General features: G+C 63.6%; 25 protein-coding genes. 16 read left to right on the forward strand and 9 right to left on the reverse strand.

The window, feature by feature from the left end:
• Positions 1 to 42 precede the first annotated feature (42 nt).
• Positions 43 to 582: a GNAT family protein gene (locus tag CK218_RS14785; RefSeq protein ID WP_095828174.1), complete on the forward strand. Its 540-nt coding sequence runs from the start codon at positions 43 to 45 to the stop codon at positions 580 to 582.
• 41 nt (positions 583 to 623) lie between these two features.
• On the opposite strand, the gene CK218_RS14790 is transcribed toward CK218_RS14785, so the two are convergent.
• Positions 624 to 1,646: a substrate-binding domain-containing protein gene (locus tag CK218_RS14790; protein WP_066996003.1), complete on the reverse strand. Its 1,023-nt coding sequence runs from the start codon at positions 1,644 to 1,646 to the stop codon at positions 624 to 626.
• A 358-nt stretch (positions 1,647 to 2,004) separates the two neighbouring features.
• Here CK218_RS14790 and CK218_RS14800 point away from each other — a divergent pair, with 358 nt between their 5' ends.
• From CK218_RS14800 to ugpC, 5 genes are all read left to right on the forward strand, one after another.
• Positions 2,005 to 3,360, forward strand: coding sequence for an ABC transporter substrate-binding protein (locus tag CK218_RS14800; RefSeq protein ID WP_066996009.1), 1,356 nt, complete (start codon positions 2,005 to 2,007; stop codon positions 3,358 to 3,360).
• 173 nt (positions 3,361 to 3,533) lie between these two features.
• Positions 3,534 to 4,547 carry a sugar ABC transporter permease gene (locus CK218_RS14805; RefSeq protein WP_066996012.1) on the forward strand — a complete coding sequence of 338 codons (1,014 nt, stop codon included), beginning with the start codon at positions 3,534 to 3,536 and terminating at the stop codon, positions 4,545 to 4,547.
• 1 nt (position 4,548) lies between these two features.
• Positions 4,549 to 5,703: a carbohydrate ABC transporter permease gene (locus CK218_RS14810; RefSeq protein ID WP_066996015.1), complete on the forward strand. Its 1,155-nt coding sequence runs from the start codon at positions 4,549 to 4,551 to the stop codon at positions 5,701 to 5,703.
• A gap of 4 nt (positions 5,704 to 5,707) precedes the next feature.
• Positions 5,708 to 7,372, forward strand: coding sequence for an alpha-glucosidase (locus CK218_RS14815; protein WP_095828175.1), 1,665 nt, complete (start codon positions 5,708 to 5,710; stop codon positions 7,370 to 7,372).
• A 33-nt stretch (positions 7,373 to 7,405) separates the two neighbouring features.
• Positions 7,406 to 8,518, forward strand: coding sequence for a sn-glycerol-3-phosphate ABC transporter ATP-binding protein UgpC (ugpC, locus tag CK218_RS14820; RefSeq protein WP_066996021.1), 1,113 nt, complete (start codon positions 7,406 to 7,408; stop codon positions 8,516 to 8,518).
• 104 nt (positions 8,519 to 8,622) lie between these two features.
• On the opposite strand, the gene CK218_RS14825 is transcribed toward ugpC, so the two are convergent.
• From CK218_RS14825 to CK218_RS14855, 6 genes are all read right to left on the reverse strand, one after another.
• Positions 8,623 to 8,853 (reverse strand): DUF680 domain-containing protein, encoded by a 231-nt coding sequence (locus CK218_RS14825; RefSeq protein WP_066996024.1) that lies wholly within the window; start codon positions 8,851 to 8,853, stop codon positions 8,623 to 8,625.
• A 147-nt stretch (positions 8,854 to 9,000) separates the two neighbouring features.
• Complete coding sequence (locus tag CK218_RS14830) at positions 9,001 to 9,207, reverse strand: DUF680 domain-containing protein (RefSeq protein ID WP_066996029.1); 207 nt, start codon at positions 9,205 to 9,207, stop codon at positions 9,001 to 9,003.
• A gap of 627 nt (positions 9,208 to 9,834) precedes the next feature.
• Complete coding sequence (locus tag CK218_RS14840) at positions 9,835 to 11,379, reverse strand: DegQ family serine endoprotease (RefSeq protein WP_095828176.1); 1,545 nt, start codon at positions 11,377 to 11,379, stop codon at positions 9,835 to 9,837.
• Between the two features lie 191 nt (positions 11,380 to 11,570).
• Complete coding sequence (locus tag CK218_RS14845) at positions 11,571 to 12,317, reverse strand: MBL fold metallo-hydrolase (RefSeq protein ID WP_179294508.1); 747 nt, start codon at positions 12,315 to 12,317, stop codon at positions 11,571 to 11,573.
• Positions 12,317 to 13,483 carry a diphosphate--fructose-6-phosphate 1-phosphotransferase gene (locus CK218_RS14850; protein ID WP_095828177.1) on the reverse strand — a complete coding sequence of 389 codons (1,167 nt, stop codon included), beginning with the start codon at positions 13,481 to 13,483 and terminating at the stop codon, positions 12,317 to 12,319. Before CK218_RS14850 ends, CK218_RS14845 begins: the two co-directional genes overlap by 1 nt.
• A 122-nt stretch (positions 13,484 to 13,605) precedes the next feature.
• Positions 13,606 to 14,373, reverse strand: coding sequence for a L,D-transpeptidase (locus tag CK218_RS14855; RefSeq protein ID WP_095776964.1), 768 nt, complete (start codon positions 14,371 to 14,373; stop codon positions 13,606 to 13,608).
• A gap of 230 nt (positions 14,374 to 14,603) precedes the next feature.
• Here CK218_RS14855 and CK218_RS14860 point away from each other — a divergent pair, with 230 nt between their 5' ends.
• From CK218_RS14860 to xylB, 3 genes are all read left to right on the forward strand, one after another.
• Positions 14,604 to 15,227 (forward strand): LysE family translocator, encoded by a 624-nt coding sequence (locus CK218_RS14860; RefSeq protein ID WP_066996047.1) that lies wholly within the window; start codon positions 14,604 to 14,606, stop codon positions 15,225 to 15,227.
• Positions 15,228 to 15,337: 110 nt separating this feature from the next.
• Positions 15,338 to 16,663, forward strand: coding sequence for a tetratricopeptide repeat protein (locus CK218_RS14865; protein WP_095828178.1), 1,326 nt, complete (start codon positions 15,338 to 15,340; stop codon positions 16,661 to 16,663).
• A gap of 82 nt (positions 16,664 to 16,745) precedes the next feature.
• A complete protein-coding gene (xylB, locus tag CK218_RS14870) occupies positions 16,746 to 18,200 on the forward strand; it encodes a xylulokinase (protein ID WP_095828179.1) in 1,455 nt (484 codons plus the stop codon).
• Positions 18,201 to 18,397: 197 nt separating this feature from the next.
• Here xylB and CK218_RS14880 read toward each other — a convergent pair whose 3' ends face one another.
• The gene (locus CK218_RS14880; protein ID WP_066996191.1) at positions 18,398 to 18,760 is read right to left on the reverse strand and encodes a nuclear transport factor 2 family protein; all 363 of its coding nucleotides are present in this window, start codon (positions 18,758 to 18,760) and stop codon (positions 18,398 to 18,400) included.
• A 111-nt stretch (positions 18,761 to 18,871) separates the two neighbouring features.
• On the opposite strand from CK218_RS14880, the gene xylA reads away from it, so the two are divergent.
• From xylA to CK218_RS14895, 3 genes are all read left to right on the forward strand, one after another.
• Positions 18,872 to 20,197, forward strand: coding sequence for a xylose isomerase (gene xylA / locus CK218_RS14885; RefSeq protein WP_095828180.1), 1,326 nt, complete (start codon positions 18,872 to 18,874; stop codon positions 20,195 to 20,197).
• A 186-nt stretch (positions 20,198 to 20,383) separates the two neighbouring features.
• On the forward strand, positions 20,384 to 20,587 hold the full coding sequence (locus CK218_RS14890; RefSeq protein WP_066996194.1) for a hypothetical protein: 204 nt from the start codon (positions 20,384 to 20,386) through the stop codon (positions 20,585 to 20,587).
• 74 nt (positions 20,588 to 20,661) lie between these two features.
• Positions 20,662 to 21,435, forward strand: a complete 774-nt coding sequence (locus CK218_RS14895; protein WP_095828181.1) for a TIGR01458 family HAD-type hydrolase — start codon at positions 20,662 to 20,664, stop codon at positions 21,433 to 21,435.
• Here CK218_RS14895 and CK218_RS14900 read toward each other — a convergent pair.
• Positions 21,416 to 22,396 (reverse strand): GlxA family transcriptional regulator, encoded by a 981-nt coding sequence (locus tag CK218_RS14900; RefSeq protein WP_095828182.1) that lies wholly within the window; start codon positions 22,394 to 22,396, stop codon positions 21,416 to 21,418. The genes CK218_RS14895 and CK218_RS14900 overlap by 20 nt on opposite strands.
• Before the next feature lie 128 nt (positions 22,397 to 22,524).
• Here CK218_RS14900 and CK218_RS14905 point away from each other — a divergent pair, with 128 nt between their 5' ends.
• The 4 genes from CK218_RS14905 to CK218_RS14920 all read left to right on the forward strand — a co-directional run bounded on the left by CK218_RS14905 (position 22,525) and on the right by CK218_RS14920 (position 26,459).
• Positions 22,525 to 23,442 (forward strand): 3-keto-5-aminohexanoate cleavage protein, encoded by a 918-nt coding sequence (locus tag CK218_RS14905; protein WP_066996067.1) that lies wholly within the window; start codon positions 22,525 to 22,527, stop codon positions 23,440 to 23,442.
• Positions 23,443 to 23,537: 95 nt separating this feature from the next.
• Positions 23,538 to 24,161: an HD domain-containing protein gene (locus CK218_RS14910; protein WP_066996070.1), complete on the forward strand. Its 624-nt coding sequence runs from the start codon at positions 23,538 to 23,540 to the stop codon at positions 24,159 to 24,161.
• Between the two features lie 2 nt (positions 24,162 to 24,163).
• Positions 24,164 to 25,291, forward strand: coding sequence for a carnitine 3-dehydrogenase (locus CK218_RS14915; protein ID WP_095828183.1), 1,128 nt, complete (start codon positions 24,164 to 24,166; stop codon positions 25,289 to 25,291).
• A 4-nt stretch (positions 25,292 to 25,295) separates the two neighbouring features.
• Positions 25,296 to 26,459, forward strand: coding sequence for an acyl-CoA dehydrogenase (locus CK218_RS14920; protein WP_066996076.1), 1,164 nt, complete (start codon positions 25,296 to 25,298; stop codon positions 26,457 to 26,459).
• The last annotated feature ends 18 nt before the right edge of the window (positions 26,460 to 26,477 follow it).

Consider the following 26,477-nt stretch of genomic DNA (forward strand, 5'->3'; position numbering starts at 1 on the left):
CGGCCGTTCGACAAATAGGCACGAACATCTTAGCTTCTACAAATGATAGCCGATCTTCCCGAACTTCGGGGCGCTCGCCTCATCCTTCGCAGACCAATTCCCCAAGATGTGGAAACGCGGCCAGCGCTTGGTCGGCATCGCGAGATCGTTGAAGCCTATGGTCGGACATTCGGCCCAAACACAACCTTTACCCGAGGAGAAGCCGAGGCTGCCATTCGCTTCATCGAGCAACAGAACTGTGCCTGGGTCATTGATGCCGGTTCCTTTGTCGGCCATGTCCGCCTGCACAGCATAGATTGGCAGGACAAGAGGGCAGCCTTGGCCATCGGCATCGACGACCAAGCATATCTAGGCAAGGGGTATGGTACCGAAGCGATCAGGCTTGTGCTCGAACATGCGTTCGGTCGTGGCCTGCATCGAGTTTCGCTAAGGGTCTTATCGAGCAATTTCCGCGCGATCGCCTGCTATCGCAAGTGCGGATTTGTGGAGGAGGGGCGCGAGCGCGAAGCCGCATTCGTCGGCGGGGCTTGGCAGGATGACATCATTATGGGGCTGCTGGACAGAGAATTCAGTCCGTTCTGAAGGTCGACCCCCCGGTCGCTTCAGAAGAATTGAGGTTTGACCTACACCGGCGCGCCGGCCACCGATCCCCGCACCACCAGATCGACCGGCCAGACCTCGCCGCGCGCGCCCTCTTCCAGCCCTGATATGCGCGCCGCCAGCCGCTCGGCCACGCGCGCGCCGGCAAGGCGGATCGAGGAGCGCGTGGTCGACAGCGGCACCGGGAAATTCTCCGGCCGCAGCCAGGGGAAGACGTCGTCATGGGCGACCAGCGACAGATCGCCCGGAATGGTCAGGCCGAGATCGCGCACGGCGCGGACGACACCGAGCGCCATGATGAGACTGGAGCAGACGATCGCCGTCGGGGCTCCGCTTTCTTCGAGCAGGCGGCGGGCGGCGCGATAGCCATTTTCCTCGGTCATGGTCGTGGAACAGATGTGGCGCTCGCCCAGTGTCAGTCCGCTGGCGGCAAGCGCCCGGCGCACGCCGCGCTCGCGATGGATAGCGAAGGTCTCGCGGTCGTCGCCGTTGATCAGCGCCAGCCGCTTGTGGCCGAGCTGGACGAGAAGCCTGGCCGCTTCGTGGAAGGCGCCCTCGTTGTCGATATCGAGATAGGGATAGTCGAACTCAAAACCCTCGCTGCGGCCATGGACGATGAAGGGGATGCCCAGCGTGTTGACCAGCGCCAGCCGCCGATCGGCGGGGCGTGGCGAGGAAATGTAGACGGCGTCGACCTGCCGGTTGGCGACGATACGCCGATAGGTCGTCTCCTGGTCGTCGGCGTCGGCCGGCGAGAGCACCAGATCGAGCTCGTGCGAGCGGGCATAGTCGCCGAGACCCGAAAGAAACTCGACGAAATGCGGATCGATGTCGACGGCGTTGCCGGTCGGCAGCACATAGCCGATCATTCCCGATTTGCCGGTGGCCAGCCGCCGCGCGCTGGGGTTCGGCCGGTAGCCGTGGCGCTTAGCGGCATCAATCACGCGACGCCGCGTCTCCTCGCTGACCTCCGGGTAGCCGTTCAGCGCCCGGCTTACCGTGGTTTGCGAAAGCGACAGCATGTGCGAGAGTTGCTTGAGGTTCATCGAGGCCTCCAGCCTCAAAGCGCTTTCAATTTGAATCGATCCGAGGATCGCTGGCGCCATGGCCCAGCGTTATGACCTTAGGGGCGGCCACAGGCAGTTTGAAGCCGAAATTGCTGCTGCAGCGCCAAAAAAGCTTGCTGCATTGCACTTTTTCCTTTCTCGCAAGCGGATTTAAATCGATTAGCACGGCGGCCCTCTTGACTTCCGCCCAATTCAATGGCGAGATCAGAGTAGCCAAAGCGCTTTGGAAGACTCTTCGAAAGGTTGCGGTTGCCTTCTCGCTGAGTCACAGTTCCGTGGGCGTCGGCGGACGAGATGGAGGTTTCGTCCGAACTGTCTCAACACTGGGAGGACTGCCATGAAGAAAATGCTTCTCTTGGGTGCTGCGTTCGCTGCGCTCACCCTTGGCCTGCCGGCACATGCCGAACTGAAATTCAAGCCGGGCGAGGATTCGAAGTTTCATTGGGCGAATTACGACGATCTCAAGAAGGTCGACCTCAAGGGCGAAACGCTGACCATCTTCGGTCCGTGGCGCGGCGAGGACGAGACGCTCGTGCGTTCGGTGCTCGACTATTTCTCCGAGGCGACGGGAGCAGAGGTCAAATACTCCTCGTCGGAGAATTATGAGCAGCAGATCGTTATCGACACACAGGCCGGCAGCCCGCCCAACATCGCCATCCTGCCACAGCCGGGACTGATCCAGGATCTCGCTTCCAAGGGTGTGCTGACCCCGCTGGGCGACGACGTCGCCGCCTGGATCAAGGAAAATTATGCCGCCGGCGACTCCTGGGCCAAGCTCGGCACCTATACGGGCAAGGACGGCAAGCCGGGCTTCTATGCCTTTCCCTACAAGATCGACGTGAAAGGTCTGGTCTGGTACTCGCCAGATAATTTCGAGGAGGCCGGCTACAAAGTTCCGAAGACCCAGGAGGAACTGGCCGATCTCGAAAAGAAGATCATTGCCGACGGCGGCAAGCCCTGGTGCATCGGGCTGGGTTCGGGCGGCGCCACCGGTTGGCCGGCGACCGACTGGGTCGAGGACATCATGCTGCGCACCCAGCCGCCGGAAGTTTACGACAAATGGGTGAAGAACGAGATTCCCTTCACCGATCCGGCCGTGGTCAACGCCCTCGATATCTTCGGCAAGATCGCAACCGACGACAAGATGGTCGACGGCGGTGCCAAGGCAGTCGCGGCAACCGACTTCCGCGACAGCCCAAAGGGCCTCTTTACGGTGCCGCCGAAGTGCTACATGCACCATCAGGCATCGTTCATTCCTTCCTTCTTCCCGGAGAATGTGAAGCTCGGCCAGGATGCGGACTTCTTCCCCTACCCGCCCTACGCCTCGAAGCCGGAACTGGGCACGCCGCTGGAAGTGGCCGGAACGCTGGTGATGATCACAAAGGATTCCAAGGCTTCGCGTGAGTTCATCAAGTTCCTCGAGATGCCGCTCGCGCATGAATTGTGGATGGCGCAGAAGAGCTTCGTCACGCCCTTCAAGGGAGCCAACAAGGACGCCTATGGCAGCGACGCGCTGAAGAAGCAGGGCGAGATCCTGGTCGGGGCCACCACGGTGCGTTTCGACGGCTCGGACCTGATGCCCGGCAAGGTCGGCGCAGGCTCCTTCTGGACCGGCATGATCGACCTGGTCGGCGGCAAGTCCGCCCAGGACGTCGCCGCCGATATCCAGAAGAGCTGGGATGCCATCAAGTAGGCCGCCGCGCGCGACCCGAGACTTCCTCATCCTCCTACCGGATCCGGGCTACGGCCCGGGTCCGACCGGCAGCCCACGCCGGAAGCCTTCGCGTCTCGACTGTTCCGAATAACTGAAAGTCGGTGCATGCGGCCGAGCCTTGGCCGGCCGGTCATGCCCAGGGAGAGGGACCCATGGCGGCTCAGATTTTCTCGGCCATATTCGTCATCATCATCGGCGTCGGCGGCTGTGTCGCGTATTTCTGGGGCGCCAACAAGCTGCTCGATCTGATCTTTCCGTCGCGCGGCGTCTCCGGCAGCGCCGCCGTCGACAATCTGCGCCGGCAAGGGCTGGTGCGGCCATGGCTGTTCGTCGGGCCGGCGATGATCATCCTGACCATCTATCTGATCTATCCGGTGATCGAGACGCTGCGGCTCTCTTTTCTCGACCGCGGCGGCGAGCACTTCGTCGGCCTCGCCAACTACCAATGGGCGTTCAGCGACCAGGATTTCCGCAACTCGATCTTCAACAACATCTTATGGCTGGCGGTGGTGCCGGCGGCCTGCACCTTCCTCGGCCTGATCATCGCCGTGCTCACCGACAAGATCTGGTGGGGGACGATCGCCAAGAGCCTTATCTTCCTGCCGCTGGCGATTTCTTTCGTCGGCGCCAGCGTGATCTGGAAATTCATTTACGAGTATCGCGGCGAGGGCCAGGTGCAGATCGGCTTGCTCAACGCCATCATCCAGTATTTCGGCGGCCAGCCGCAGGTCTGGATATCGCTGCCGTTCTGGAACAATTTCTTCCTGATGGTGATCCTGATCTGGATCCAGACAGGGTTCGCCATGGTGATCCTGTCGTCGGCCTTGCGCGGCATTCCGGAAGAGACGCTGGAGGCGGCCGTCATCGACGGCGCCAACCCGTTCCAGATCTTCTGGAAGATCATGGTGCCGCAGATCTGGGGGACGATCGCAGTTGTCTGGACCACCATCACCATCCTGGTGCTGAAAGTGTTCGACATCGTGCTGACCATGACCAACGGCCAATGGAACAGCCAGGTGCTCGCCAATCTGATGTTCGACTGGATGTTCCGCGGCGGCGGCGATTTCGGCCGCGGCGCCACGATCGCCATCATCATCATGATCGCGGTCATCCCGATCATGGTCTGGAACATTCGCCAGGCCAACAAAGAGACGGGAGGACACTGAGATGGCTGCGACCCGCGGAAAGTCCTTCGTCGGCCGATTCGGCGTTCATCTCGCCGTGCTGGTCTTCGTCGTCATCTGGACCATCCCGACACTCGGCATCCTCGTGTCGTCGCTGCGCGACAAGGACCAGATCATCGCGTCGGGTTGGTGGAACTCCTTCTCAAGCTCCAGCCAGACCGAGGCTGGGCGTCTGCCGGCTGCGTCCGCACAAACCCAGAAGGACGGCAAATACGTCATCGAAGGCAACGTCTTCGGCGATGGCGCCAAGCGTGCGATCAGCGCCTTCGGCACCAAGGCGGCGGCGCCGACACAATACAAGGCCGGCACGGCCGCCGATCTCGGCGATGGGGTGTCGCTGCAGGTCAACGCCGACGGCACGTTCGTGCTGTCTTCGCCGAAGGCCTTCGAAGGCGATCGCGGCCAGCGTGTCTATTATGCCTCCTCGGCGCCGCCGAAATTCACCACGGAAAACTACGAGAACGTGCTTCTGTCGCAAGGTATCGGCCGCTCCTTCATGAACTCGCTGACCGTGACCATTCCGGCGACGGTGATCCCGATCCTGATCGCCGCCTTCGCCGCCTATGCGTTGGCCTGGATGCGCTTTCCCGGAAGGGCGCTGCTGATTGCGGTGATCATCGGCCTGCTCGTGGTGCCGCTGCAGATGTCGCTGATCCCGCTGCTCAAGCTCTATAACGGCGTCGGGACCTTCTTCGGCGTGCCGTCGAAAACCTATCTCGGCATCTGGCTGGCGCATACCGGCTTCGGCCTGCCCTTCGCCATCTACCTGCTCAGAAGCTATATCGCCGGCCTGCCGCGCGAGATCATGGAATCGGCACGGATCGACGGCGCCAGCGATTTCGAGATCTTCGTCAAGATCGTGCTGCCGCTGTCATTCCCGGTGCTTGCCTCCTTCGCCATCTTTCAATTCCTGTGGGTGTGGAACGATCTGTTGGTGGCGATGGTTTTCCTCGGCACGGCGCCCGACCAGATCGTGCTGACGGCGCAACTCAACGCGCTGCTCGGCTCGAGAGGCGGCAATTGGGAAATCCTCACGACATCGGCCTTCATCACCATCATCGTGCCGCTGATCGTGTTCTTCTCACTGCAGCGCTATTTCGTCCGCGGGCTGCTTGCCGGCTCGGTGAAAGGAGGTTGAGACAATGCAATCGGCTTTGAAGACGAGTTCGAGACCGGACCCCGCCGTCGACCGCGACTGGTGGCGGGGCGCGGTGATCTACCAGATCTATCCGCGCTCTTATCAGGACTCGAACGGCGACGGCATCGGCGACCTGCAAGGCATTGTCCGGCGGCTGCCCTACATCGCCTCGCTCGGCGTCGACGCCATCTGGATCTCGCCCTTCTTCAAATCGCCGATGAAGGATTTCGGCTACGACGTGTCGGACTATTGCGACGTCGATCCGATGTTCGGCACGCTGGCCGACTTCGACGCGCTGGTGGCGGAAGCCCATCGGCTGGGCCTCAAGGTGATGATCGACGAGGTGCTGTCGCACACCGCCGACATCCACCCCTGGTTCAAGGAAAGCCGCTCCAGCCGGACCAATCCGAAAGCCGACTGGTATGTGTGGGCGGACGCCAAGCCCGACGGCACGCCGCCCAACAACTGGCTGTCGATCTTCGGCGGCTCGGCCTGGCAATGGGATACAAGCCGCCAGCAATATTACATGCACAATTTCCTGGCCGAGCAGCCCGATCTCAACTTCCACAACGCAGAGGTCCAGGACGCGCTGCTCAACATCACCCGCTTCTGGCTGGAGCGCGGCGTCGACGGGTTTCGGCTCGACACCATCAATTTCTACTTCCACAGCCTGGGGCTGGAGGACAACCCGCCGCTGCCGCCGGAAGAGCGCAACGACCAGACGGCGCCGGCCGTGAACCCCTACAATTACCAGGACCATATCTACGACAAGAGCCGGCCGGAGAATCTCGGTTTCCTTGAGCGCTTCCGCGCGCTGCTCGACGAATATCCGGCGCAAGCCGCCGTCGGCGAGGTCGGGGATTCGCAGCGCGGGCTGGAGGTGGTGGCCGCCTACACCGCCGACGGCAAGCGCGTTCACATGTGCTATTCCTTCGACTTCCTGGCACCGGAAAAGATCAGCGCCGCCAAGGTGCGGGCGGTACTGGAGGCCTTCGGCCGGGTCGCCAGCGACGGCTGGTCGTGCTGGGCCTTCTCCAATCATGACGTGATGCGCGTGGCCTCGCGCTGGGCCGCCAACGAAGCCGACCCGAGCGCCTATCTCAAGGTGATCTCGGCGCTGTTGATGTCGCTGCGCGGCTCGGTCTGCATCTACCAGGGCGAAGAGCTCGGCCTCGGCGAGGCGGAACTCAAATTCGAGGACCTGCAAGACCCCTACGGCATCCGTTTCTGGCCGGAATTCAAGGGCCGCGACGGCTGCCGCACGCCGATGGTGTGGGATGCGGCGGCCAAGAATGGCGGCTTCTCGACCGCCAAGCCATGGCTGCCGGTGCCGGGCAAGCATCTGGCGCAAGCCGTGAATGTGCAGCAGGGCGATCCGGGCTCGCTGCTCGAGCACTACCGGCGCTTTCTCGCCTTCCGGCGTCAGCATCCGGCGCTGGGCAAGGGCGCCATCGACTTCATCGAAAGCGATGGCGACACCGTCGCCTTCACGCGCCGCGAAGGCAACGAGCGCATCGCCTGCGTCTTCAACCTCGGCAGCAAGCCGGCCGAAGTCGATCTCGGCAAGGGCTCGCTGCAGACCTTGCCGGGACATGGCTTTTCGGGACAAGGTGGCAGCGGGCCCATCCGCCTTGGCGGCTATGGCGCCTGGTTCGGGCGGATGGACTGAGTTGAGAACAGACAATCACTGGGAGAGGAAACCATGGCCGATGTCACGCTGAACCAGGTGAAGAAATCATACGGCAACCTCAACATTCTCCACGGCATCGACCTCGACATCAAATCGGGCGAGTTCATCGTGTTCGTCGGGCCGTCGGGCTGCGGCAAGTCGACATTGCTGAGGTCGATTGCCGGTCTCGAGGAAATCACCTCCGGCGTGCTCCAGATCGACGGCGAAGTTGTGAACGACGTGCCGCCTTCGAAGCGAGGCATCGCCATGGTGTTCCAGTCCTATGCGCTCTATCCGCATATGACCGTGTACGACAACATGGCCTTCTCGATGAAGATCGGCAAGGAAAGCAAGGCCGAGATCGACAAGCGCGTGCGCCAGGCGGCCGAGATCCTGCAGCTCACCAAGTATCTCGACCGCCTGCCCAAGGCGATGTCGGGCGGCCAGCGCCAGCGCGTCGCCATAGGCCGTGCCATCGTGCGCAATCCGAAGGTGTTCCTGTTCGACGAGCCGCTGTCCAATCTCGATGCGGCACTGCGCGTCGCCACCCGCATCGAGATCGCCAAGCTGAAGGAATCGATGCCGAACACGACGATGATCTACGTCACGCACGACCAGGTCGAGGCGATGACGCTGGCGGACCGCATCGTGGTGCTGAAGGAAGGCGTCGTCGAGCAGGTCGGCACGCCGATGGAGCTCTACAAGCGGCCGGGCAATCTCTTCGTCGCGCAGTTCATCGGATCGCCGGCCATGAACATATTGCCGGCGAAGATCGAGAAGGCCGGCAATCCGACCGTGGTCAGCCATGTCGGCGACCGCAAGGCGACGGTGCCGATCACAACGCCCGCTTCGGCGAACGGCGCGGCGGTGAGCTTCGGCGTGCGGCCCGAGGATCTCGCGATCGCGACCGGGACGGATTACCTGTTCGAAGGCAAGGTCGATTATATCGAGCAGCTCGGCGAGGTTCAGCTCGTCTATGTCGACATCGGCCGCGCCGATCTGCCGCTGGTGGCCAAACTGCCGGGAAATGTCGAGGTCAAGCGCGGCGAGACGCTGCGGCTCAATGCCGGCGCCGGGGATCTGCACATCTTCGACGCGGAGGGGCATTCCTTCACGCTGCATCGCGACGAGGCGAAGGCGGCCTGACGCGCGGTGCTGCCGTTTCGGCCAAGAGGCGCGAGACGGTCCGGCTAAAGAAAGAGCGGCGAGGTTTGCCCTCGCCGCTCTTTTTCGTCAACTGCTTGCGGCTGTTAGCGGCCGAACAGATTGCGGTCGCTGCCCTGCGGGGCCGACTTGTGCACGTCATTCGACGAGTTCAGCAGCTTGTAGACCGGCGAGTCGGTGCCCACCGACGAAGTGCGGGTCGTGTCGACGGCAGGGGCCTGCTGGCTGGCGCCAGCCGAGCCGTAATTGTCGCTGCCTGCGAAAGCTGCGCCGGAGAGGGCCAGAACGGCCGTTGCGGCAAGAACGATCTTCTTCATTTCAATACTCCTGAATTCTTAACCTGATGTCGTTTCCAAAACTGGGGTACACTTTTGGGCGACATGCCTTGGGGACGCGGCGGGTGAACCCACCGTCTGTCTCCTGTCGGCCATGGCCCCTCATGGATCATGGCCAGGTTCGGCAGTTTAGTTGTTGCCGAAGAGGTTGTGGTCCGCGCCCTGGGTGACGGGCTTCTGAGCGGCCGCTTCCGACCTGTGGGTCGAGGCCGTGCGAGAAGTGTCGACCGCGGCGGCCGGCTGATTGGCGGCGTTGGAACCGTAGTTGTCGCTACCAGCGAAGGCGCTGCCGGAAATGGCCAGAAGGGCGGCGGCAGTGAGAACAATCTTTTTCATTTTTGGTACTCCAGTATGTTTTTTCGTCCGTCTAGCGGCGTGTCTTGGGAGTGAAAATCGCGTCGTTCGGACAAGGCCCGATGTGGGTGAGCCGGCTGCCGGATTCCAATCACGAAGTTGTTTCGGCTGGACCATGAATCCCCATCTTGAAATTGTACCAATCGCCCGCCACGATCGGTTTTTACACTGTTGAATCAGTTAGTTATCGCACTTATCCATTTGGCTCACCAAGTGTATACGCGCGCCGATGTTCACCCCGTCCTGCACGCACAGTCAACAGAAACGAACTGTTCGGTTCGATTTTAGAATCTCCTAATAGTCACTTTCCGATACCGCTTAACCATTTTGGACCTACCGGCTTGATTCGGGAGCGTTGCCGCCCACGGGTCAAAGGCGTCGGCAACTCTGGGCGCAGCCTCGTCTGAGCGTCCTTCTCTCCGATCTGGAAGGATCGCGCCGGCCGGGCGCCGAGCCTGCTCGCGCGTCAGCGTCAGCACCAGATCGAAGCCGTCGCGACGATCGTCCAGTTCAATCAACTCGTCGCGGAAGTCGACCTCGTTTGCGGGCAACCGAAATCTTGTCGGCGGAGCCTGCCGAAGAGGCCGGCAGGCTCCTTGGAAACCTTTCTCAGCCGGCGGCGAAAGGCACGGCGACGAATATCTGCGCGTCGCCGCGATCGACCAGCAGCAGCACCGACTTCCTGCCGGACTTGCCGGCCTCGGCGATCGCCTGGTTCGCTTGCCTTGCGTTTTTCACCGGCGTGCGGTCGACGGCGACGATGACATCGCCGGGTTCAATGCCGGCCGCGGAGGCCGCCTTGTCCGGGTTGACGCGCTCGACCACGGCGCCGCGCTGATTGTCGGCCAGGTTGAGCTGCTCCCGGATGTCCGGCGTGAGGTCCGTAAGGCCAAGGCCGAGCGAGGGCACGCGCAGGCCCTGTTCGGCAGATGGCTTGCCGCCCTTGTCATTCGAGGCGGTCTTCTGGTCTTCGGCATTGCGGCCGACATCGGCCGAGATCTGCATCGCCTTGCCGTTGCGCCAGACACTCAGCGTTTCCTTGCTGCCGGGGGAGACGTCGGCGACGGCGCGCGACAGATCCTTGGGATCCTTGATCTCCTGGCCGGCGAAGCCGGTGATGACGTCGCCGGTCTCGATGCCGGCCTTGGCCGCCGGCGAACCGTCGGTGACCGCCGCGACCAGCGCGCCGCCCGGATGGTCGAGGCCGATGGCGCTGGCGACGTCCTGCGTGACCGGCTGGATCTGCACGCCAAGATAGCCGTATTCGATGTCACCGCCCTTCATAAGCTTGTCGACCACTTTTTGTGCCTGGTCCGAAGGAATGGCGAAGCCGACGCCGACGCTGCCGCCATTGGGCGAATAGATCGCCGTGTTGATGCCGACAACATCGCCCTTCACGTCGACAAGCGGGCCGCCGGAATTGCCGTGGTTGATCGGCGCGTCGATCTGGATGAAATCGTCGAACGGCCCGCTGTGCAGGTCGCGGCCGCGCGCCGAGACGATGCCGGCGGTGACCGTGGTGCCGATGCCGAACGGATTGCCGATCGCCAGCACCTGGTCGCCGGTCATCAGTTTGTCGGAATCGCCCCATTTGACGGTCGGCAGCGGCTTGCTCGCCTTGACCTTGAGCACCGCCAGATCGTTCTTTGCGTCGTGGCCGACGAGCTTGGCGGGAAGCTCGGTGCCGTCGTCGAGCGTCACCTTGATCGAGGTCGCGCCGTCGATGACGTGGTTGTTGGTGACGATGGTGCCATCGTACCCGACGATGAAGCCGGAGCCCAAAGCCTCCTGCCGCGGCGCCTGCTGCGGCGGCGTCTTGGGCATCGGGATGCCCTGGTCGCCGAAGAACTGCTGGAAATACTGGTCGAAGGGCGAATTGCCGTCGAAAGGCGAGCCGTCGTCCGTCGCGCCGGGCTGGGCTTTCATCACGGTCGTCACGGTCACGACTGCCGGCTTGGTGGTGGCGACAACCGGCGCGAACGAGCCGTTCGGGGCGGTAATGCCGGCGACCGGCGTCTGTGTCGTCGCGACCACGTTGCTCAGGCCGGCATTGCCGGGATTTTGCGCAAAGGAAACAACGACGGGGGAGATGATCAGCGCAGCGCCCAGCAGGGCCGCGACGCGATGTCTGCGAAGAATGCTAAATGGTGACATGGTCGTTTCTGTCCGGGCGAGAGTTGATCCGGCGCCGCGGACGGCTCTCTCCAAGGACGCGCCCGCCGGCGTGTCGACGGCCGGGATTGCCCGTCTCGCCATGCTTGGCAGCCGGCCGGATCGACAGCCACGCATTTAGGGCGTGGAATGGTCCGAATTAGGGTTTTGGCGCGACCTTACAAAGATTTAATTCAGAGAGCGCTCACGAAGCGCTCTCGGCGGCGTAGGTAGGAAGACGCGATCTCTCCCATCCTCGCGCGGCCGAAACTCGGGCCATGGCCGCCATGGCCGAGGCGTATCGGCAGGTCGAGCAGCCGCTGCATGGTGCGGCAATAGGCGGCGCGGTCCGAATCCGGCAGGTCGTCGATCAGCATGCCGTCATAGATGGCGTCACCGGCGAAGAACAGGCCGTCGGCCTCATCGAACAGCGCGATCGAATCCGGCGAATGTCCGGGCAGATGCAGCACGCGGAATTTCCGATCGCCGAGGTCGACGATGTCGCCCTCGTCGAGCATTCGCGTCAACGGTGCGGAAGGGATGCGATAGTCAGCCGCCTTCCAGCCGGGCGCCGGCAATTTGGACACCGCAACATCGAGATTGTGGAACATGTTGGCGTAGGTGACGGCATCATCCATGCCATCGAACTCCGCCGCACTGACCTTCGGCCCCATCCTGAGCGGGAATTCGTGCAGCGAGCCGACATGGTCGAGATGAATGTGGGTGGCGACGACGATCAGCGGCTTGCCGGCCGGGCTGTCGATCTCGGGCGCCAGCGGGCAGATGCCCATGCCGGTGTCGACCAGCAGGTCGGCGTCCCGGCCCTTGAAATGCCAAATATTGGCGCGCACGAAATCGTGCACGAATGGCTCGGTCAGCATCGTCGTTCTGGCATCGACAATGGATTTGCCGAACCAGTCGCCCACCACAAGGTCGCCCATCAGACGAACGGCTTTCCGACCTTGTATTTTTCCGGCACCAACCGCTTCAGATAGGCCATGCCGGCCTCGGACAACTGGTTGACGTCCGGCTTCATGAAATTGTCCGGCATGTGGCGGGTCTTGCCAGCCACCGCCTCGAGCGGCACCTTCTTCAGCACGGTCTTAGTGCCGTCATATTGCAGCGCCACCGAGCCGCCACCCTCCCCGGCAACGGCAACCGCGAACGCGCCGGCTTCGAAGGCTTCCTTGGCGTCCACGGGACTGATCGCGCCGACATAGCCGCGCGGCATATAGCCCAGGGCATCGACGCGCGCCCGCTTGCCCGGCAGGCCTTCCGCCAAAGCGCGTTCGAGCGCCGCCGGCAGATCGCTGCCCGACAATTTGACGTTGCCGTGCTGGTCGCGCTCGAGCTTTTCCGGCGGCACCAGGCTCTCGACCAACGCCTTGCCGTCGGCGGTGCTGACGCCTTCCGAGACGGCGACGGTGCAGCGCTTGTGGCGGTCGAGCGTCCTGCGGACATCATCGATGAAACGTTCGGCGGAGAAGGCGCGCTCCGGTACATAGACCAGATGCGGACCGCTATCCGGATCGAGCTGCCAGGCGGCGGCCGCGGCAGTCAGGAAGCCGGCGTGCCGGCCCATGACGATGCCGACATAAATGCCGGGCAACGCGCGGAAATCCAAATCGACCGACAGGAAAGCGCCGGCGACGAATTCGGCCGCCGAGATGAAGCCCGGCGTATGGTCGTTCTCCTCGAGATCGTTGTCGATGGTTTTCGGCGCATGCACGAAGGCGATCGCGCCGCCGGCGGCGTCGGTCAGGATCTGCTGGGTGCCCGAAGTGTCGTTGCCGCCGATATAGATGAAGGCATCGGCGCCGGCCTTCTTGAGGCCGTTGAGGATGACCTCGCAATAGGCCGCGTCGGGCTTGTCGCGGGTCGAGCCAAGGGCGGCGCTCGGGGTGCCGGCGATCAGCCGCAGCCGATCTTCGGGGATGGCTGAGAGGTCGACATAGTTGCCGTCGCGGATGCCGCGCACGCCATGGATCGAGCCGAGCACCTTGGCGCCGGGATGCCGCTTGCGGATCTCCAGCGTGGCGCCGACGACCGTCTGATTGATGACGGCGGTCGGGCCGCCGCCCTGCGCGATGACAAAGGTTCCGGCCATGATCGTTCTCTCCCGAGGCGAAGCTTTTCAGAGCACCTTCGCCTGTCTTGCGGCATCACGCAACGGGAGAAAGGAGGAGCATGATCCCGAAAAAATAGCGGCCGTGCTGACCGCCGAAAAAATCAGACGACGACGACTGGGTTCTTCTTCGATACCCTGTTGTAGAGGTCGATGATGTCTTGGTTGATCAGCCGCACGCAGCCCGACGACATCGCCTGGCCGATGGTCCACCATTCGGGCGAGCCGTGGATGCGGTAACCGGTGTCCTTGCCGTTCTGGTAGATGTAAAGCGCGCGGGCGCCCAGCGGATTGGTCAGGCCGCCGGGCTGGCCGCCCTGCCATTTCACCAGTTCCGGCTTGCGCTTGACCATCTCCGGCGGCGGCGTCCAGACCGGCCATTCCTTGCCGTACTGGATGTTGGCGCGGCCCGACCAGCGGAAGCCGTCCTTACCGATGCCGACGCCGTAGCGGATGGCGTCGCCGCCGGGCTGGACGAGATAAAGCATGCGCTCCTGCAAATGCACGACGATGGTGCCGGGCGCTTCGCCGGTCTTGTCGACGACGATCTGGCGGCGGAACTCCGGCTTGACCTTCTGGTAGGGCACCGCCGGGACCTGGAAGCCGTTGTCGGTCAAGGCAGCATACATCACGTCGGGACCAGTGATGTTCTTGTCGACGCTGATCGCCGGTCGGATCGGCACCGATCCGGTGGTGGTGTCGTCGATCTGCAATTGCGGCAGGTCGAGCGTGTCGGTGGTGCTGCAGCCGGCCATGCCGAGCAGCGCCATGGCGCCCATGCCTGAAAGCATGGCGCGGCGGGAAAGCGGAACTTCGGTTTCGACAGTTTCGCCGCTCGAAGGCGGCGTCAGACTTTGCGGCAACTCGCGCATACACCAAACCCTACGCTGTCGGCGGGAAGCACGGTCCGGCCGAATGGCTGCAATTTTCGTCAGTCATGGTTGAAAAAGGGTGAAAGAACTTTGCCCGCACTTAACCCTGACAGGGCGTTGTCCGGGCCAGGCGCCAGGGCAGGCCGGCGCCGAAGATTTTCTCCAACGCCTCTTTACAATCTCGCATACCCCAGGATTTATCCTGTTCTTTGCGCTCAAGGAGTAGGGAAATGTCCTTCGAAAACTGGGCTGCCTTTGCCGCCGCCTCCGCCATCCTCCTCGTCATCCCGGGCCCGACGATCCTCTTGGTCGTCTCCTATGCGCTCGGCCAGGGCTGGCGTACGGCGCTGCCGATGGCAGTCGGCGTCGCGCTCGGCGATTTCACCGCCATGACGCTTTCGATGCTCGGCATCGGCGCGCTGCTTGCGGCTTCGGCCACTGTGTTCACCGTGCTCAAGGTGATCGGCGCCGGCTACCTCATCTATCTCGGCATAAAACTGTTCCGCGCCGGCGGCGCGCTGAAGGCCGAACCGCGCACCGACGCCGTGTCGGCGGCAAGGATGATGGCGCATGCCTGGCTGGTCACGGCGCTTAACCCGAAGAGCATCACGTTTTTCGTCGCCTTCCTGCCGCAGTTTCTCGACCGGCATGCCGATTTCTGGACGCAGATGCTGATCTTCGAAGCGACCTTCCTGGCGCTCGCATTCAGCAATGCCTTCGGCTATGCGCTGATTGCTTCACGAGCGCGCGCCATCGTGCGCAACCCAAGGGCGATCCGTATCTTCAACCGCACCGGCGGGACATTGCTTGTCGGCGCCGGCATCGCCACGGTGGCGATGCGTTCGGGGAATTGAGGAGAAGTCCGGTTCGACACAGTCGAAGCCCTCGCCGGTTGGCGGGCCGATGGTCGATGTTCTAGGATCGCATCGGTTCGACCGGACGAATAGGCATCAAAGGACGCGGCATGGCGCTGAAGGACGCATTCGGCCTGACGCACTCGGGCGCGACCGAAGCCGGGCTTTCGTCCTACGCCAGAGCCGTCCGTGAGCTGCAGTGCTTCATCGGCGACCCGGTCGGCTCCATCGATAGCGCGATCGCCGATGAGCCCAGCTTCGTGATGGCGCATGTGTTCAAGGGCTATCTGTTCGGCCTCGCCACCGAGCGGGAGGCGACGGCGATTGCGCAAACCTGCCATGCGGCGGCGCTGCCGCTCGCCGGCACCGCGCGCGAACGGGCGCATGTCGCGGCGCTCGGCCATCTTGCCAGCGGCCGCTGGCATGACGCCGCCCGCATCCTCGAGGACATCGCCATCAACAATCCGCTCGATGCGGTGGCGCTGCAGGTTGGCCACCAGATCGACTTCTTCATCGGCAATGCGCGCATGCTGCGCGACCGCATCGGTCGGGCGTTGCCGGCTTGGGAGAAGGACATGCCGGGCTACCACGCCGTTCTCGGCATGCAGGCCTTCGGGCTGGAGGAAATGGGCGACTATGCGCGCGCCGAAGCCTTCGGCCGGCAGGCCATCGAGATCGAGCCGCGCGACGGCTGGGCGCAGCACGCGGTCGCGCATGTCATGGAAATGCAAAGCCGGCAAAGGGAGGGCATCGCCTGGATGCGCGCCAATCCGGAGGCGTGGACGAAGGACAGCTTCCTCAAGATCCATAATTGGTGGCATCTGGCGCTGTTCCACTACGATCTCGGCGAGACAAACGAGGTGCTCCAGCTCTATGACGGGCCGATCTACGGCGACCGCTCGACGCTGGCGCTCAACATGGTCGACGCCTCGGCGATCCTGTGGCGACTTTATCTCCACGGCGTCGATGTCGGCGACCGCTGGGCGGCGCTTGCGGCGAACTGGGCGCCAAAGGCGGCCGCCGGCAATTACGCCTTCAACGATGCGCATGCGATGATGGCTTTTGTCGGCGCCGGGCTGCACGCGCCGGCGCAGACCCTGCTCGAAGCGCAGCGCGAAGCAATGCGCGGCGATGACGACAACGCCGCATTCACGCGCGACGTTGGCCACCCTCTGACCTTGGCGATCAAAGCATTCGGCGAGGGCAACTACGGAGAAGTCGTGCGCCTGATCCGGCCAATCCGCTGGATCGCGCACCGCTTCGGCGGCAGCCATGCACAACGCGACGTGATCGACCTGATGCTGATCGAGGCGGCGCTGCGTGCCGGTGACAGCGCGCTGGCACGGGCGCTGACCGCCGAGCGTCAGCTGGCGCGGCCGGACAGCCCGCTGTCGGCGCTGTTCTCGCGCCGCGCGGCCGATTTGTCAGAGAATTGACCGGAGGCGGATCTTGGCTTAAGAACTGGCCAAGCCAGATTTTTTCGAGACCCGAAAAAATTAACGGCATCGGGAGGAAATCATGTATCTCGGCCTCGACCTGGGCACCTCGGGCGTCAAGGCGCTCCTGATCGATGATCGCCAGACGGTCGTCGGGTCCGGCCACGGCTCGCTGGACGTCTCGCGGCCGCATGCCGGCTGGTCCGAACAGAATCCGGCGCACTGGATCGAAGCCTGCCAGACAGCGATTGCCGAGCTCAAGACTTCCCATCCCAAGGAGCTTGCAGCGGTCAAGGGTATCGGCCTCTCCGGCCAGATGCATGGCGCGACCCTGCTCGACGCCTCGGACAAGGTGCTGCGTCCCTGCATCCTTTGGAACGACACCCGCAGCCATGTCGAGGCAGCGGCGCTCGACGCCGACCCGCGTTTCCGCAAGCTCACCGGCAACATCGTCTTCCCGGGCTTCACGGCGCCGAAGCTTGTGTGGGTGAAGGACAACGAGCCCAGTGTTTTTGCCGCTGTCGCCAAGGTGCTCCTGCCCAAGGACTATCTGCGGCTCTGGCTGACCGGCGAGCATATTTCGGAGATGTCGGATTCGGCTGGCACGTCCTGGCTCGACGTCGGCAAGCGGCGGTGGTCCTCCGAACTGCTTGCCGCGACAACGCTCGACGAGAAGCATATGCCGTCGCTGGTCGAAGGCACGGCGAATGCCGGCGCCTTGCGCGGCGAGCTTGCCTCGAAATGGGGCATTGCTTCAGGCATTCCCGTCGCCGGCGGCGCCGGTGACAATGCGGCTTCGGCCTGCGGCATGGGCACCGTGGGCGCCGGCCATGCCTTCGTGTCGCTCGGCACGTCGGGGGTGCTGTTTGCGGCCAACGCCTCCTATCTGCCCAATCCGGAAAGCGCGGTGCACACCTTCTGCCATGCGCTGCCCAACACCTGGCACCAGATGGGAGTCATCCTCTCGGCCACCGATTCGCTCAACTGGCTGTCGGAGATCACCGGCAAAGGCGCCGGCGACCTGACGGGCGAGCTCGGCGACAAGCTCAAGGCGCCGACAGGCGTCGCTTTCCTGCCCTATCTCTCCGGCGAGCGCACGCCGCATAATGATGCGGCCATTCGTGGTTCCTTCACCGGCCTCGCGCATCAATCGAGCCGCGCCGTGCTGACCCAGGCCGTGCTCGAAGGCGTGGCGTTTGCCTTCCGCGACAGCCTCGAGGCGCTGAAGACAGCGGGCACGACCCTGACCAGGGTGACGGCGATCGGCGGCGGCTCGCGCTCGCGCTACTGGCTGAAGGCGATCGCCACCGCGTTGCAGCTGCCGGTCGACATCCCGGCCGACGGCGATTTCGGCGCCGCCTTTGGCGCGGCGCGTCTCGGGCTGATCGCCGCGACCGGCGCCGATCCGCTTGCCGTTTGCACCGCGCCGGCGACCGATGCGACGATCGAACCGGATGCCGGGCTTGGTGGGGCGTATGCAGATGCTTATCAACGCTATCGTGCGCTCTATCCGGCGATCAGGGCGGTAACCGCGTGAGTATGCGCGAGGCACCCCCCTCTGCCCTGCCGGGCATCTCCCCCTCAAGGGGGGAGATTGGCAGCTTGGGCGCCTCGCTCCCTTTTGCAGCGTTGGAGATTGGCGAAATCCTAGATGAAAGCCGATCTTCCCGCTTGCGGGGGAGATGGCCGGCAGGCCACAGGGGGGTGCCTCGCGCCTCCCTTACCCAGTTAGCCTCACTGCGCCGGCACCTTGTCGAGGAAGCCGGTGACGCTCTTCAGGCGGCCGTTCTCGATGACGCAAATATCGGTGCCTTCGATGACGGATTCTGCGCCTTCGGGGCCCAGATTCCACGAAAAGCGGATGCGGTCGGCAAAACCGTCCGGCTCACCCTTCAGCGAGAAGCGGAAGCCGGCGAATTGCTGCTGCACGCCGTCGATCAGCGCGGCGATGCCGTCGTGGCCGTCGCCTTGCATGATCGGGTCGCGATAGCTGACGTCGCTGGTGAAGGCGGCCTCGAGCAGGGCCTTGCGGCGCGCCGCATCGCTCTCGTTCCAGGCGGTGATGTAGTTGCGGGCGATCGTGTTGAGGTCGGTCATGGTCTTCATCCTTCATTGGATCGTTTCGACATGACCCTTTTGGACCCACGGAAGCGCCAAACCAATTACGCCTGAGGTAATCGGCGAAAGCAGTTGGAGAGGAAGGAAACCATGAGCAGCGGATTTTTCGGCAACATCAAGGCCATCAAGTATGAAGGGCCGGATTCGACCAATCCACTGGCCTACCGATATTACAACCCGGACGAGGTGGTGGGTGGCAAGCGGCTGGAGGACCATCTGCGCTTCGCCGTCGCGTACTGGCATTCCTTCGCCTGGCAGGGGGGCGACCCGTTCGGCGGCCAAACCTTCGACCGCCCCTGGTTCGCCAGGCCCGGCGGCATCGACACGATGGAACTGGCGAAACTGAAGGCCGACGTCGCCTTCGAGCTGTTCTCGCTGCTCGGCGTCCCCTATTTCTGCTTCCACGACGCCGACGTTCGCCCGGAAGGCAAGGATTTCTCCGAAAGCGCGGCGCGCCTCGACGAGATCGCCGATTATTTTTCGGCCAAAATGAACCAGACCGGCGTCAAGCTGCTCTGGGGCACGGCGAACCTTTTTTCGCATCGCCGCTTCATGGCGGGTGCCGCCACCAATCCCGATCCGGACGTGTTCGCCTACGCGGCGGCGACGGTGAAGAAATGCATCGACGTGACCAAGAAGCTGAAGGGCGAGAACTATGTGCTGTGGGGCGGGCGCGAAGGCTATGAGACGCTGCTCAACACCGACCTCGCGCGAGAGCAGGAGCAGGCCGGCCGCTTCCTCAACCTCGTCGTGGATTACAAATACAAAATAGGTTTCGAGGGCACGATCCTGATCGAGCCGAAACCGCAGGAGCCGACCAAGCACCAGTACGACTACGATGTCGCCACCGTCTACGGCTTCCTGAAGCGCTTCGGGCTGGAGAAGGAGGTGAAGGTCAACATCGAGCAGGGCCATGCGATCCTTGCCGGTCACTCCTTCGAGCATGAGCTGGCCTTGGCCAACGCGCTCGGCATTTTCGGTTCGATCGACATGAACCGAAACGACTATCAGTCCGGCTGGGACACCGACCAGTTCCCCAACAATGTGCCGGAGATGGCTTTGGCCTATTACCAGATCCTGCAGGGCGGCGGCTTCAAGACCGGCGGCACCAATTTCGACGCCAAGCTGCGCCGCCAGTCGCTCGACCCGGAGGATCTGCTGATCGGCCATATCGGCGGCATGGACGCCTGCGCGCGCGGGCTCAAGGCGGCGGCCAGGATGATCGGAGACAAGGCGCTGTCGGGCCCGCTCAACGAACGCTATGCCGGCTGGAACACGGCCGAAGGCAAGGCGATGCTTTCCGGCAAGCGTACACTGGAGGAGATCGCCGAACGCGTGGTGGCGGACAAGATCGAGCCGCAGCCGCGCTCCGGCCGGCAGGAGCTCCTTGAAAACATCGTCAACCGCTACGTCTGACGCTTTTCCTGCGGCGCCCGAATCGAGCGCCGCAGAGCTGAAATTGCATTCCATGCGGGGTGAACCTACACGACAAGGTTTTGCCCCGCGCTGCCTCTCAATCGCCGCGCTCTTGCCTTCAAACAGCCGTCACGAATCGCGTATATTGTCGACATGCGGCGGGAAGGAAAGAAGGAGGCGAAACGTATGCAGCACGAACGCGAAATCGACGCCCTGCTCTCTTCCGGCGAGGCTGGTTCGATCATCGATCGGCTGATGGCGCTGCCGCATCCGAAGGATGGCGCCGGCGAAGCAAATGAATGGGATCGCGCGGTCGCCGCGCGGTTGGAAACGGCGCTGGCCAAGAGCATGCGCTCGCGCATTGTGCGCGAAGGCCGCGACGCCGCCTGATTCTTCGGCCCCTGTGTCCGTGGGCCTATTTTCGGCAGTTTGACGAACGGAGACTGTTTCTCCATCCTGCACCGATGATACGCGCGGTGCTGCTCGATCTCGCGGGTGTCGTCTATGATGGCGACACCCCGATCGCCGGCGCTGTGGCTGCGGTCGAGCGTTTGCGCAAGGCCGGACTGCCGCTCCGGTTCGTCAGCAACACGACACGTTCGCCGCGCCACAGAATCATCGCGCAGCTCGCCGCGCTGGGCGTCGAAGTCAGGGATGAAGAATTGCTGACGCCGGCGCGCGCCGCGCTCGAATGGCTGCGAAGGCATGGCCGCCAACCTCACCTGCTCGTCCATCCCAACCTCGAAGCCGAGTTTGCCGGCCTGGACGGCGGCAAGAGCCGCGCTGTCGTCGTCGGCGACGCCGGCGAGGCCTTCGACTATGCCGGCCTAAACCGAGCGTTCCACGAACTCGTTGCCGGCGCCGATTTTCTGGCTTTGGCCACCAACCGCACCTTCAAGGACGCCGACGGTGAGCTCAGCCTCGACGCCGGCGCCTTCGTGGCAGCGCTCGAATTCGCCTGCGGGCGAAGCCCTGTCGTGCTCGGCAAGCCGTCGCCCGATTTCTTCCTCTCGGCGCTTGCCGGCTTGAATTGCCCGCAGACCGACGCGGTGATGGTCGGAGACGACGCGGAAAGCGATGTCGCCGGCGCGCTCAGCGCCGGGCTCGGCGCGGCGCTGCTCGTACGCACCGGCAAGTATCGCCCCGGTGACGAGACACGCTTCGACCCGGCGCCCACGGCGCTGGTCGACGACCTCAGCGCGGCGGTAGACTGGATCCTCAGCCGCGCCGCAGCCTGACCGGCGCTTCGCCGAACGCGCGGGAAAACGCCCTGGAAAACGCCGCGGCTGATGAAAAACCCGTACGCCCGGCAATGTCGGCCATGGCGATGCGCGTGTCGACCACCAGACGTCGGGCGGCGGCGAGCCGCAGCCGCAGATAATAGGCGCCCGGCGTCTCGCCGATGGACTTGCGGAAGATGCTCTCGAGTGTTCGCGCCGTGACGCCGGCGCGCTTGGCCACGGCATCGATGGTCAGCGGCTCATCGACATGCGCTTCCATCAGCCGGATCGCCTGCGCCAGGCGCGGATCGTAGCCGTCGAGCCGGCCGAGCGAGACCAGCGGCTGAGCGTCGGTCGCCGCGCGCGTCTGATCGTAGATGAAGACGCTCGCCACATCGAGCGCGGCCGCCATGCCGAGCCGGGTGCGGACCAGATGCAGCATCAGGTCGAAGGTGGGCGAGGCACCGCCCGAGGTGAAGACCGGCCCGTCGATGACATAGCGGTCGGGGCGCACATCGACGCCCGGAAAGGCGGCGGAGAAATCCTCCATGTCTTCCCAATGCGTGGTGGCGCTGCGGCCTTCGAGCAGGCCGGCGCGCGCCACCAGCCAGGTGCCGGCCTCGACGCCGCCGCAGGCGCGGGCTGCACGCGCCGCGCGGCGCAACCCGGCCAGCAACGCCGACGTCGCATAGTTCTGCGTTCCGAAGCCGGCGACGACGACCAGCATGTCGGTCGCTTCGGCGGCATCGAAGCGGCCGCTGACGGCGACCGGCAAGCCGCAGGTCGTCACCGGCGCCTCTCCGGTGAGCGAGACCAGCTTGAAGTCGAACAAAGTCTCGCCAGAGATGCGGTTGGCGGCGCGCAGCGGGTCGACCGCCGAGGCCACGCACATGATCGACGAGCCCGAGAACACCAGAAACGTCACCTTGAGGGTTTCCCGCTCGGCGCGAAAGATCATCGGTTTTTCGCTTTTAGTCATGGCGCCTTCGTAAAATGCAAAACAGTTTCCGGCAAGTCGGTCATGCTTGGCCAGCTTCGGCGCAGGTCGTCATAGCAAAGCCGGTTTCCGGCTTCATCAATGGCTGATCGAATTTGGGAGGAAAGACGATGCCGCTCGCGATGAACCGTGAGGTTTTCATCACCTGTGCCGTGACCGGTTCGGGCGGGACGCAGGACCGCAGCCCGAACGTGCCGCGCTCGCCCAAGCAGATCGCCGATTCGGCGATCGAGGCCGCCAAGGCGGGTGCTGCGATCGTCCATTGCCATGTGCGCGACCCCGAAACCGGCAAGCCCAGGCGTGACGTCCATCTCTACCGTGAGGTCACCGAGCGCATCCGCGAGGCGAACGTGGACGTGGTGCTGAACCTCACCGCCGGCATGGGCGGCGACATGGTGTTCGGCTCGCCGGAAGCGCCGCTGCCGCTCAACGAGAAGGGCACCGACATGGGCGGCGCCACCAACCGCATGGAGCATGTGCGCCAGTGCCTGCCGGAGATCTGCACGCTTGATTGCGGCACGATGAATTTCGCCGAAGCCGATTATGTGATGACCAACACGCCCGGCATGCTGCGCGCCATGGGCGGCATGATGACGGCGCTCGGCGTGAAGCCCGAGATCGAGGCTTTCGATACCGGGCATCTGTGGTTCGCCAAGCAGCTGGTCGAGGAACAGGTGCTGAAGCCGGATGCGCTGGTGCAGCTGTGCATGGGTGTGCCTTGGGGCGCGCCGGACGACCTCAACACCTTCATGGCGATGGTCAACAACGTGCCGTCGACCTGGAACTGGTCGGCCTTCTCGATCGGCCGCAACCAGATGGCCTATGTCGCGGCGGCGGTGCTGGCCGGCGGCAATGTCCGTGTCGGCCTGGAAGACAATCTGTGGCTGGACAAGGGCGTGCTGGCGACCAATGCGCAGCTCGTCGAGCGCGCGGTGAGCATCGTCTCCAATCTCGGTGCGCGCGTGCTCGGACCGGAGGAAGTGCGCAAGAAGCTCAACCTCACCAAGCGGGCGCCGATCGCGGCATGAGCATGATCCCGCAAAGTGGGAACCGGTTTTTGCTTCGCTGACCTGCGGTTCGGAAAAGATCATGCTCAATCAACATTGAAAAGCGGGAGGTCGAGATGGCTACCGTCAAATTCACCGCGATGAAGGACGGCGACAAGGAAGACTATGAATTCCTGACCGCCCACGAGATCGACTATGCCGCCAGGACAGGGGATCGGCTGCTTTCCGCCCTGGTGCAGCTCGACGAAGGTTTGTCCGGCTACAAGATCACCCGGCTAGGCCATTCGCTGCAGGCGGCGACGCGCGCCTGGCGCGACGGCGCCGACACTGACTGGATCGTCTCCGCGCTTCTGCACGACATCGGCGACATCTACGCGCCCTACAATCATGACGAATATGCCGCCACGATCCTGAAGCCGTTCGTGCGCGAGCAATGCACCTGGGTTGTCGAAAAGCACGGCGACTTCCAGCGCCTCTATTACGCGCATCATTTGGGCGGCAACCAGCATGCCCGCGACCGCTTCGCCGGCCATCTCTATTTCGACGATTGCGACCGGTTCTGCGAGCGCTGGGACCAGTCGAGCTTCGATCCCGACTACGAGACGCTGCCGATCGAGTTCTTCCGGCCCCTCGTGCTCGAAGTCTTCGCGCGCAAAGCTTACGACCCAGCCGTGATCCGCGCCGGCGAGCGCGTGCCGCTTTCCGATCCCGAAACAGCCAAGACCAGAACCGGAGCCTGACCATGAGCATCATCAACAAGGCGGCCGCCATCGGCGGCGGCGTCATCGGCGCCGGCTGGGTGGCGCGCCTGCTCTTGAACGGCATCGATGTTTCGATCTTCGATCCCGATCCCGAGGCGTCGCGCAAAGTCGGCGAGGTGATGAAGGGCGCACGCCGTGCCTACAAGCAGATGCTGCCCGGCGGCCTGCCTAAGGAAGGCAAGCTCACCTTCGCCAAGACGATCGGCGACGCGGTGGCGGATGCCGATTTCATCCAGGAGAGCGTGCCGGAGCGGCTCGACCTCAAGCACAAAGTGCTGGCCGAGATCGACGCCCATGCGCCAGCCAATGCCATAATCGGCTCCTCCACCTCCGGCATCAAGCCGACCGACATGCAGGTGGCGATGAAGAAGCACCCGGAGCGGCTGGTCGTCGGGCACCCGTTCAACCCGGTCTATCTTCTGCCTCTGGTCGAGATCGTCGGCGGCCAGCAGACTTTTCCCGAGGCGATCGAGGTCGCCAAGGAGATCTACGCCTCGATCGGCATGAAGCCGGTGGTGGTGCGCAAGGAGATCGAGGCCTTCGTCGGCGATCGCCTCCTGGAGGCCGCGTGGCGCGAGGCGCTGTGGCTGGTCAAGGACGGCATCTGCACCGTCGAGGAACTCGACGACATCATGCGCTATTCCTTTGGCCTGCGCTGGGCTCAAATGGGAATGTTCCAGGTCTACCGCGTCGCCGGCGGCGAAGCCGGCATGCGCCACTTCATGGCGCAGTTCGGACCTTGCCTGAAATGGCCGTGGACCAAGCTGATGGACGTGCCGGAGTTCAACGACGAGCTGGTCGACCTGATCGCCACGCAGTCGGACGAGCAGGCAAACGGCCTCTCGATCCGCGAGCTTGAAAAGATCCGTGACGACAATCTGGTCGCCATCATGGATGCACTGTCGAAGCAGAACAAGGGCAAGGGCTGGGGCGCCGGCGCGCTTCACAAGGACTATACCAGGCAGTTGGCCAAGCTGGCGGCGAAGCCGGCCGCCAAGGCAGGCGACAAAGCAAAAGCCGCCAAGCCGGCGAAGAAGATGGCGAAGCCCGCAAAGGCCGAGAAGCCCGCAAAGGCCGACAAGGCGAAAACAAGCAAGAAGAAGGGCTGAGGCGATGCATTTCGGTCTTTCGGAAGAACAAAAACTGATCGTCGAGACGACGCGTGCCTTTGTCGAGAACGAGCTTTACCCGCATGAGCGCGAGGTGGAACGCACCGGCGAACTGCGCCGCGAGCTGATCGACGAATTGAAGGCGAAGGCGATCGCGGCCGGGCTCTACGCCGCCAACATGCCGGCCGATGTCGGCGGCGCCGGCCTCGATACGGTGAGCTGGCTGCTCTACGAGAAGGAACTTGGCCGCGCCAATTACGCGCTGCACTGGACCTGCGTGGCGCGTCCCTCCAACATCCTGCTCGCCGGCACACCGGAGCAGCGTGAAAAATATCTCTTCCCCTGCATCCGCGGCGAAAAGTGGGACTGCCTGGCGATGACCGAGCCCGGCGCCGGCTCCGACCTGCGCGGCATGAAGGCGACCGCGGTTCAGGACGGCTCGGACTGGGTGCTCAACGGCACCAAGCACTTCATCAGCCACGCCGACATCGCCGACTTTGCCATCGTATTCATGGCTTCGGGCGAAGAGGATTCGCCGCGCGGCAAGCGCAAGAAGATCACCGCCTTCTTCGTCGACAAGGGCACCAAAGGGTTCACGGTGCGCGACGGCTACCGCAACGTCTCGCATCGCGGCTACACCAACTCGATCCTCGAATTCGACGACTGCCGGCTGCCGGCTTCCCAGGTGCTCGGCGAAGTGCATAAGGGCTTCGAGGTGGCGAATTCGTGGCTCGGCGCCACGCGCCTGCAGGTCGGCGCCACCTGCCTCGGCCGCGCAGAGCGCGCGCTTTCGCATGCCATCGAATATGCCGCGCAGCGCCAGCAGTTCGGCCAGCAGATCGGCAAGTTCCAGGGTGTGTCGTTCAAGCTCGCCGATATGGCGACGGAGTTGAAGGCCGCTGACCTGATGGTGTTCGAAGCCGGCTGGAAGTACGATCAGGGCACCGTCACCGATCAGGACATGGCGATGGCCAAGCTGAAGGCTACCGAGATGCTGGCTTTCGTTGCCGACGAGGCGATCCAGATCCATGGCGGCATGGGGCTGATGGACGACCTGCCGCTGGAGCGCATCTGGCGCGACGCGCGCGTCGAGCGCATCTGGGAAGGCACTTCGGAGATTCAGCGACATATTATTTCGCGGGCGTTGCTGCGCCCGTTCGGGGCTTAGAGCATGATCCGCCAAAAC

The sequence above is a fragment of the Mesorhizobium sp. WSM3879 genome, assembly GCF_002294915.1.
In the GTDB taxonomy this organism is placed as follows: Bacteria; Pseudomonadota; Alphaproteobacteria; order Rhizobiales; family Rhizobiaceae; genus Mesorhizobium.

What these genes read in the sequence shown, in the direction of transcription:
- CK218_RS14850 (WP_095828177.1), bottom strand. Translation starts at nt 13,483, where the DNA reads ATGGCCGGAACCTTTGTCATCGCGCAGGGCGGCGGCCCGACCGCCGTC.
- CK218_RS14855 (WP_095776964.1), bottom strand. Translation starts at nt 14,373, where the DNA reads ATGCGCGAGTTGCCGCAAAGTCTGACGCCGCCTTCGAGCGGCGAAACT.
- CK218_RS14860 (WP_066996047.1), top strand. Translation starts at nt 14,604, where the DNA reads ATGTCCTTCGAAAACTGGGCTGCCTTTGCCGCCGCCTCCGCCATCCTC.
- CK218_RS14805 (WP_066996012.1), top strand. Translation starts at nt 3,534, where the DNA reads ATGGCGGCTCAGATTTTCTCGGCCATATTCGTCATCATCATCGGCGTC.
- CK218_RS14845 (WP_179294508.1), bottom strand. Translation starts at nt 12,317, where the DNA reads ATGGGCGACCTTGTGGTGGGCGACTGGTTCGGCAAATCCATTGTCGAT.
- ugpC (WP_066996021.1), top strand. Translation starts at nt 7,406, where the DNA reads ATGGCCGATGTCACGCTGAACCAGGTGAAGAAATCATACGGCAACCTC.
- CK218_RS14840 (WP_095828176.1), bottom strand. Translation starts at nt 11,379, where the DNA reads ATGTCACCATTTAGCATTCTTCGCAGACATCGCGTCGCGGCCCTGCTG.
- CK218_RS14880 (WP_066996191.1), bottom strand. Translation starts at nt 18,760, where the DNA reads ATGACCGACCTCAACACGATCGCCCGCAACTACATCACCGCCTGGAAC.
- xylA (WP_095828180.1), top strand. Translation starts at nt 18,872, where the DNA reads ATGAGCAGCGGATTTTTCGGCAACATCAAGGCCATCAAGTATGAAGGG.
- CK218_RS14915 (WP_095828183.1), top strand. Translation starts at nt 24,164, where the DNA reads ATGAGCATCATCAACAAGGCGGCCGCCATCGGCGGCGGCGTCATCGGC.
- CK218_RS14865 (WP_095828178.1), top strand. Translation starts at nt 15,338, where the DNA reads ATGGCGCTGAAGGACGCATTCGGCCTGACGCACTCGGGCGCGACCGAA.
- CK218_RS14895 (WP_095828181.1), top strand. Translation starts at nt 20,662, where the DNA reads ATGATACGCGCGGTGCTGCTCGATCTCGCGGGTGTCGTCTATGATGGC.
- CK218_RS14825 (WP_066996024.1), bottom strand. Translation starts at nt 8,853, where the DNA reads ATGAAGAAGATCGTTCTTGCCGCAACGGCCGTTCTGGCCCTCTCCGGC.
- CK218_RS14910 (WP_066996070.1), top strand. Translation starts at nt 23,538, where the DNA reads ATGGCTACCGTCAAATTCACCGCGATGAAGGACGGCGACAAGGAAGAC.
- CK218_RS14790 (WP_066996003.1), bottom strand. Translation starts at nt 1,646, where the DNA reads ATGAACCTCAAGCAACTCTCGCACATGCTGTCGCTTTCGCAAACCACG.
- CK218_RS14800 (WP_066996009.1), top strand. Translation starts at nt 2,005, where the DNA reads ATGAAGAAAATGCTTCTCTTGGGTGCTGCGTTCGCTGCGCTCACCCTT.
- CK218_RS14920 (WP_066996076.1), top strand. Translation starts at nt 25,296, where the DNA reads ATGCATTTCGGTCTTTCGGAAGAACAAAAACTGATCGTCGAGACGACG.
- CK218_RS14815 (WP_095828175.1), top strand. Translation starts at nt 5,708, where the DNA reads ATGCAATCGGCTTTGAAGACGAGTTCGAGACCGGACCCCGCCGTCGAC.
- CK218_RS14890 (WP_066996194.1), top strand. Translation starts at nt 20,384, where the DNA reads ATGCAGCACGAACGCGAAATCGACGCCCTGCTCTCTTCCGGCGAGGCT.
- CK218_RS14905 (WP_066996067.1), top strand. Translation starts at nt 22,525, where the DNA reads ATGCCGCTCGCGATGAACCGTGAGGTTTTCATCACCTGTGCCGTGACC.
- CK218_RS14810 (WP_066996015.1), top strand. Translation starts at nt 4,549, where the DNA reads ATGGCTGCGACCCGCGGAAAGTCCTTCGTCGGCCGATTCGGCGTTCAT.
- xylB (WP_095828179.1), top strand. Translation starts at nt 16,746, where the DNA reads ATGTATCTCGGCCTCGACCTGGGCACCTCGGGCGTCAAGGCGCTCCTG.
- CK218_RS14900 (WP_095828182.1), bottom strand. Translation starts at nt 22,396, where the DNA reads ATGACTAAAAGCGAAAAACCGATGATCTTTCGCGCCGAGCGGGAAACC.
- CK218_RS14830 (WP_066996029.1), bottom strand. Translation starts at nt 9,207, where the DNA reads ATGAAAAAGATTGTTCTCACTGCCGCCGCCCTTCTGGCCATTTCCGGC.
- CK218_RS14785 (WP_095828174.1), top strand. Translation starts at nt 43, where the DNA reads ATGATAGCCGATCTTCCCGAACTTCGGGGCGCTCGCCTCATCCTTCGC.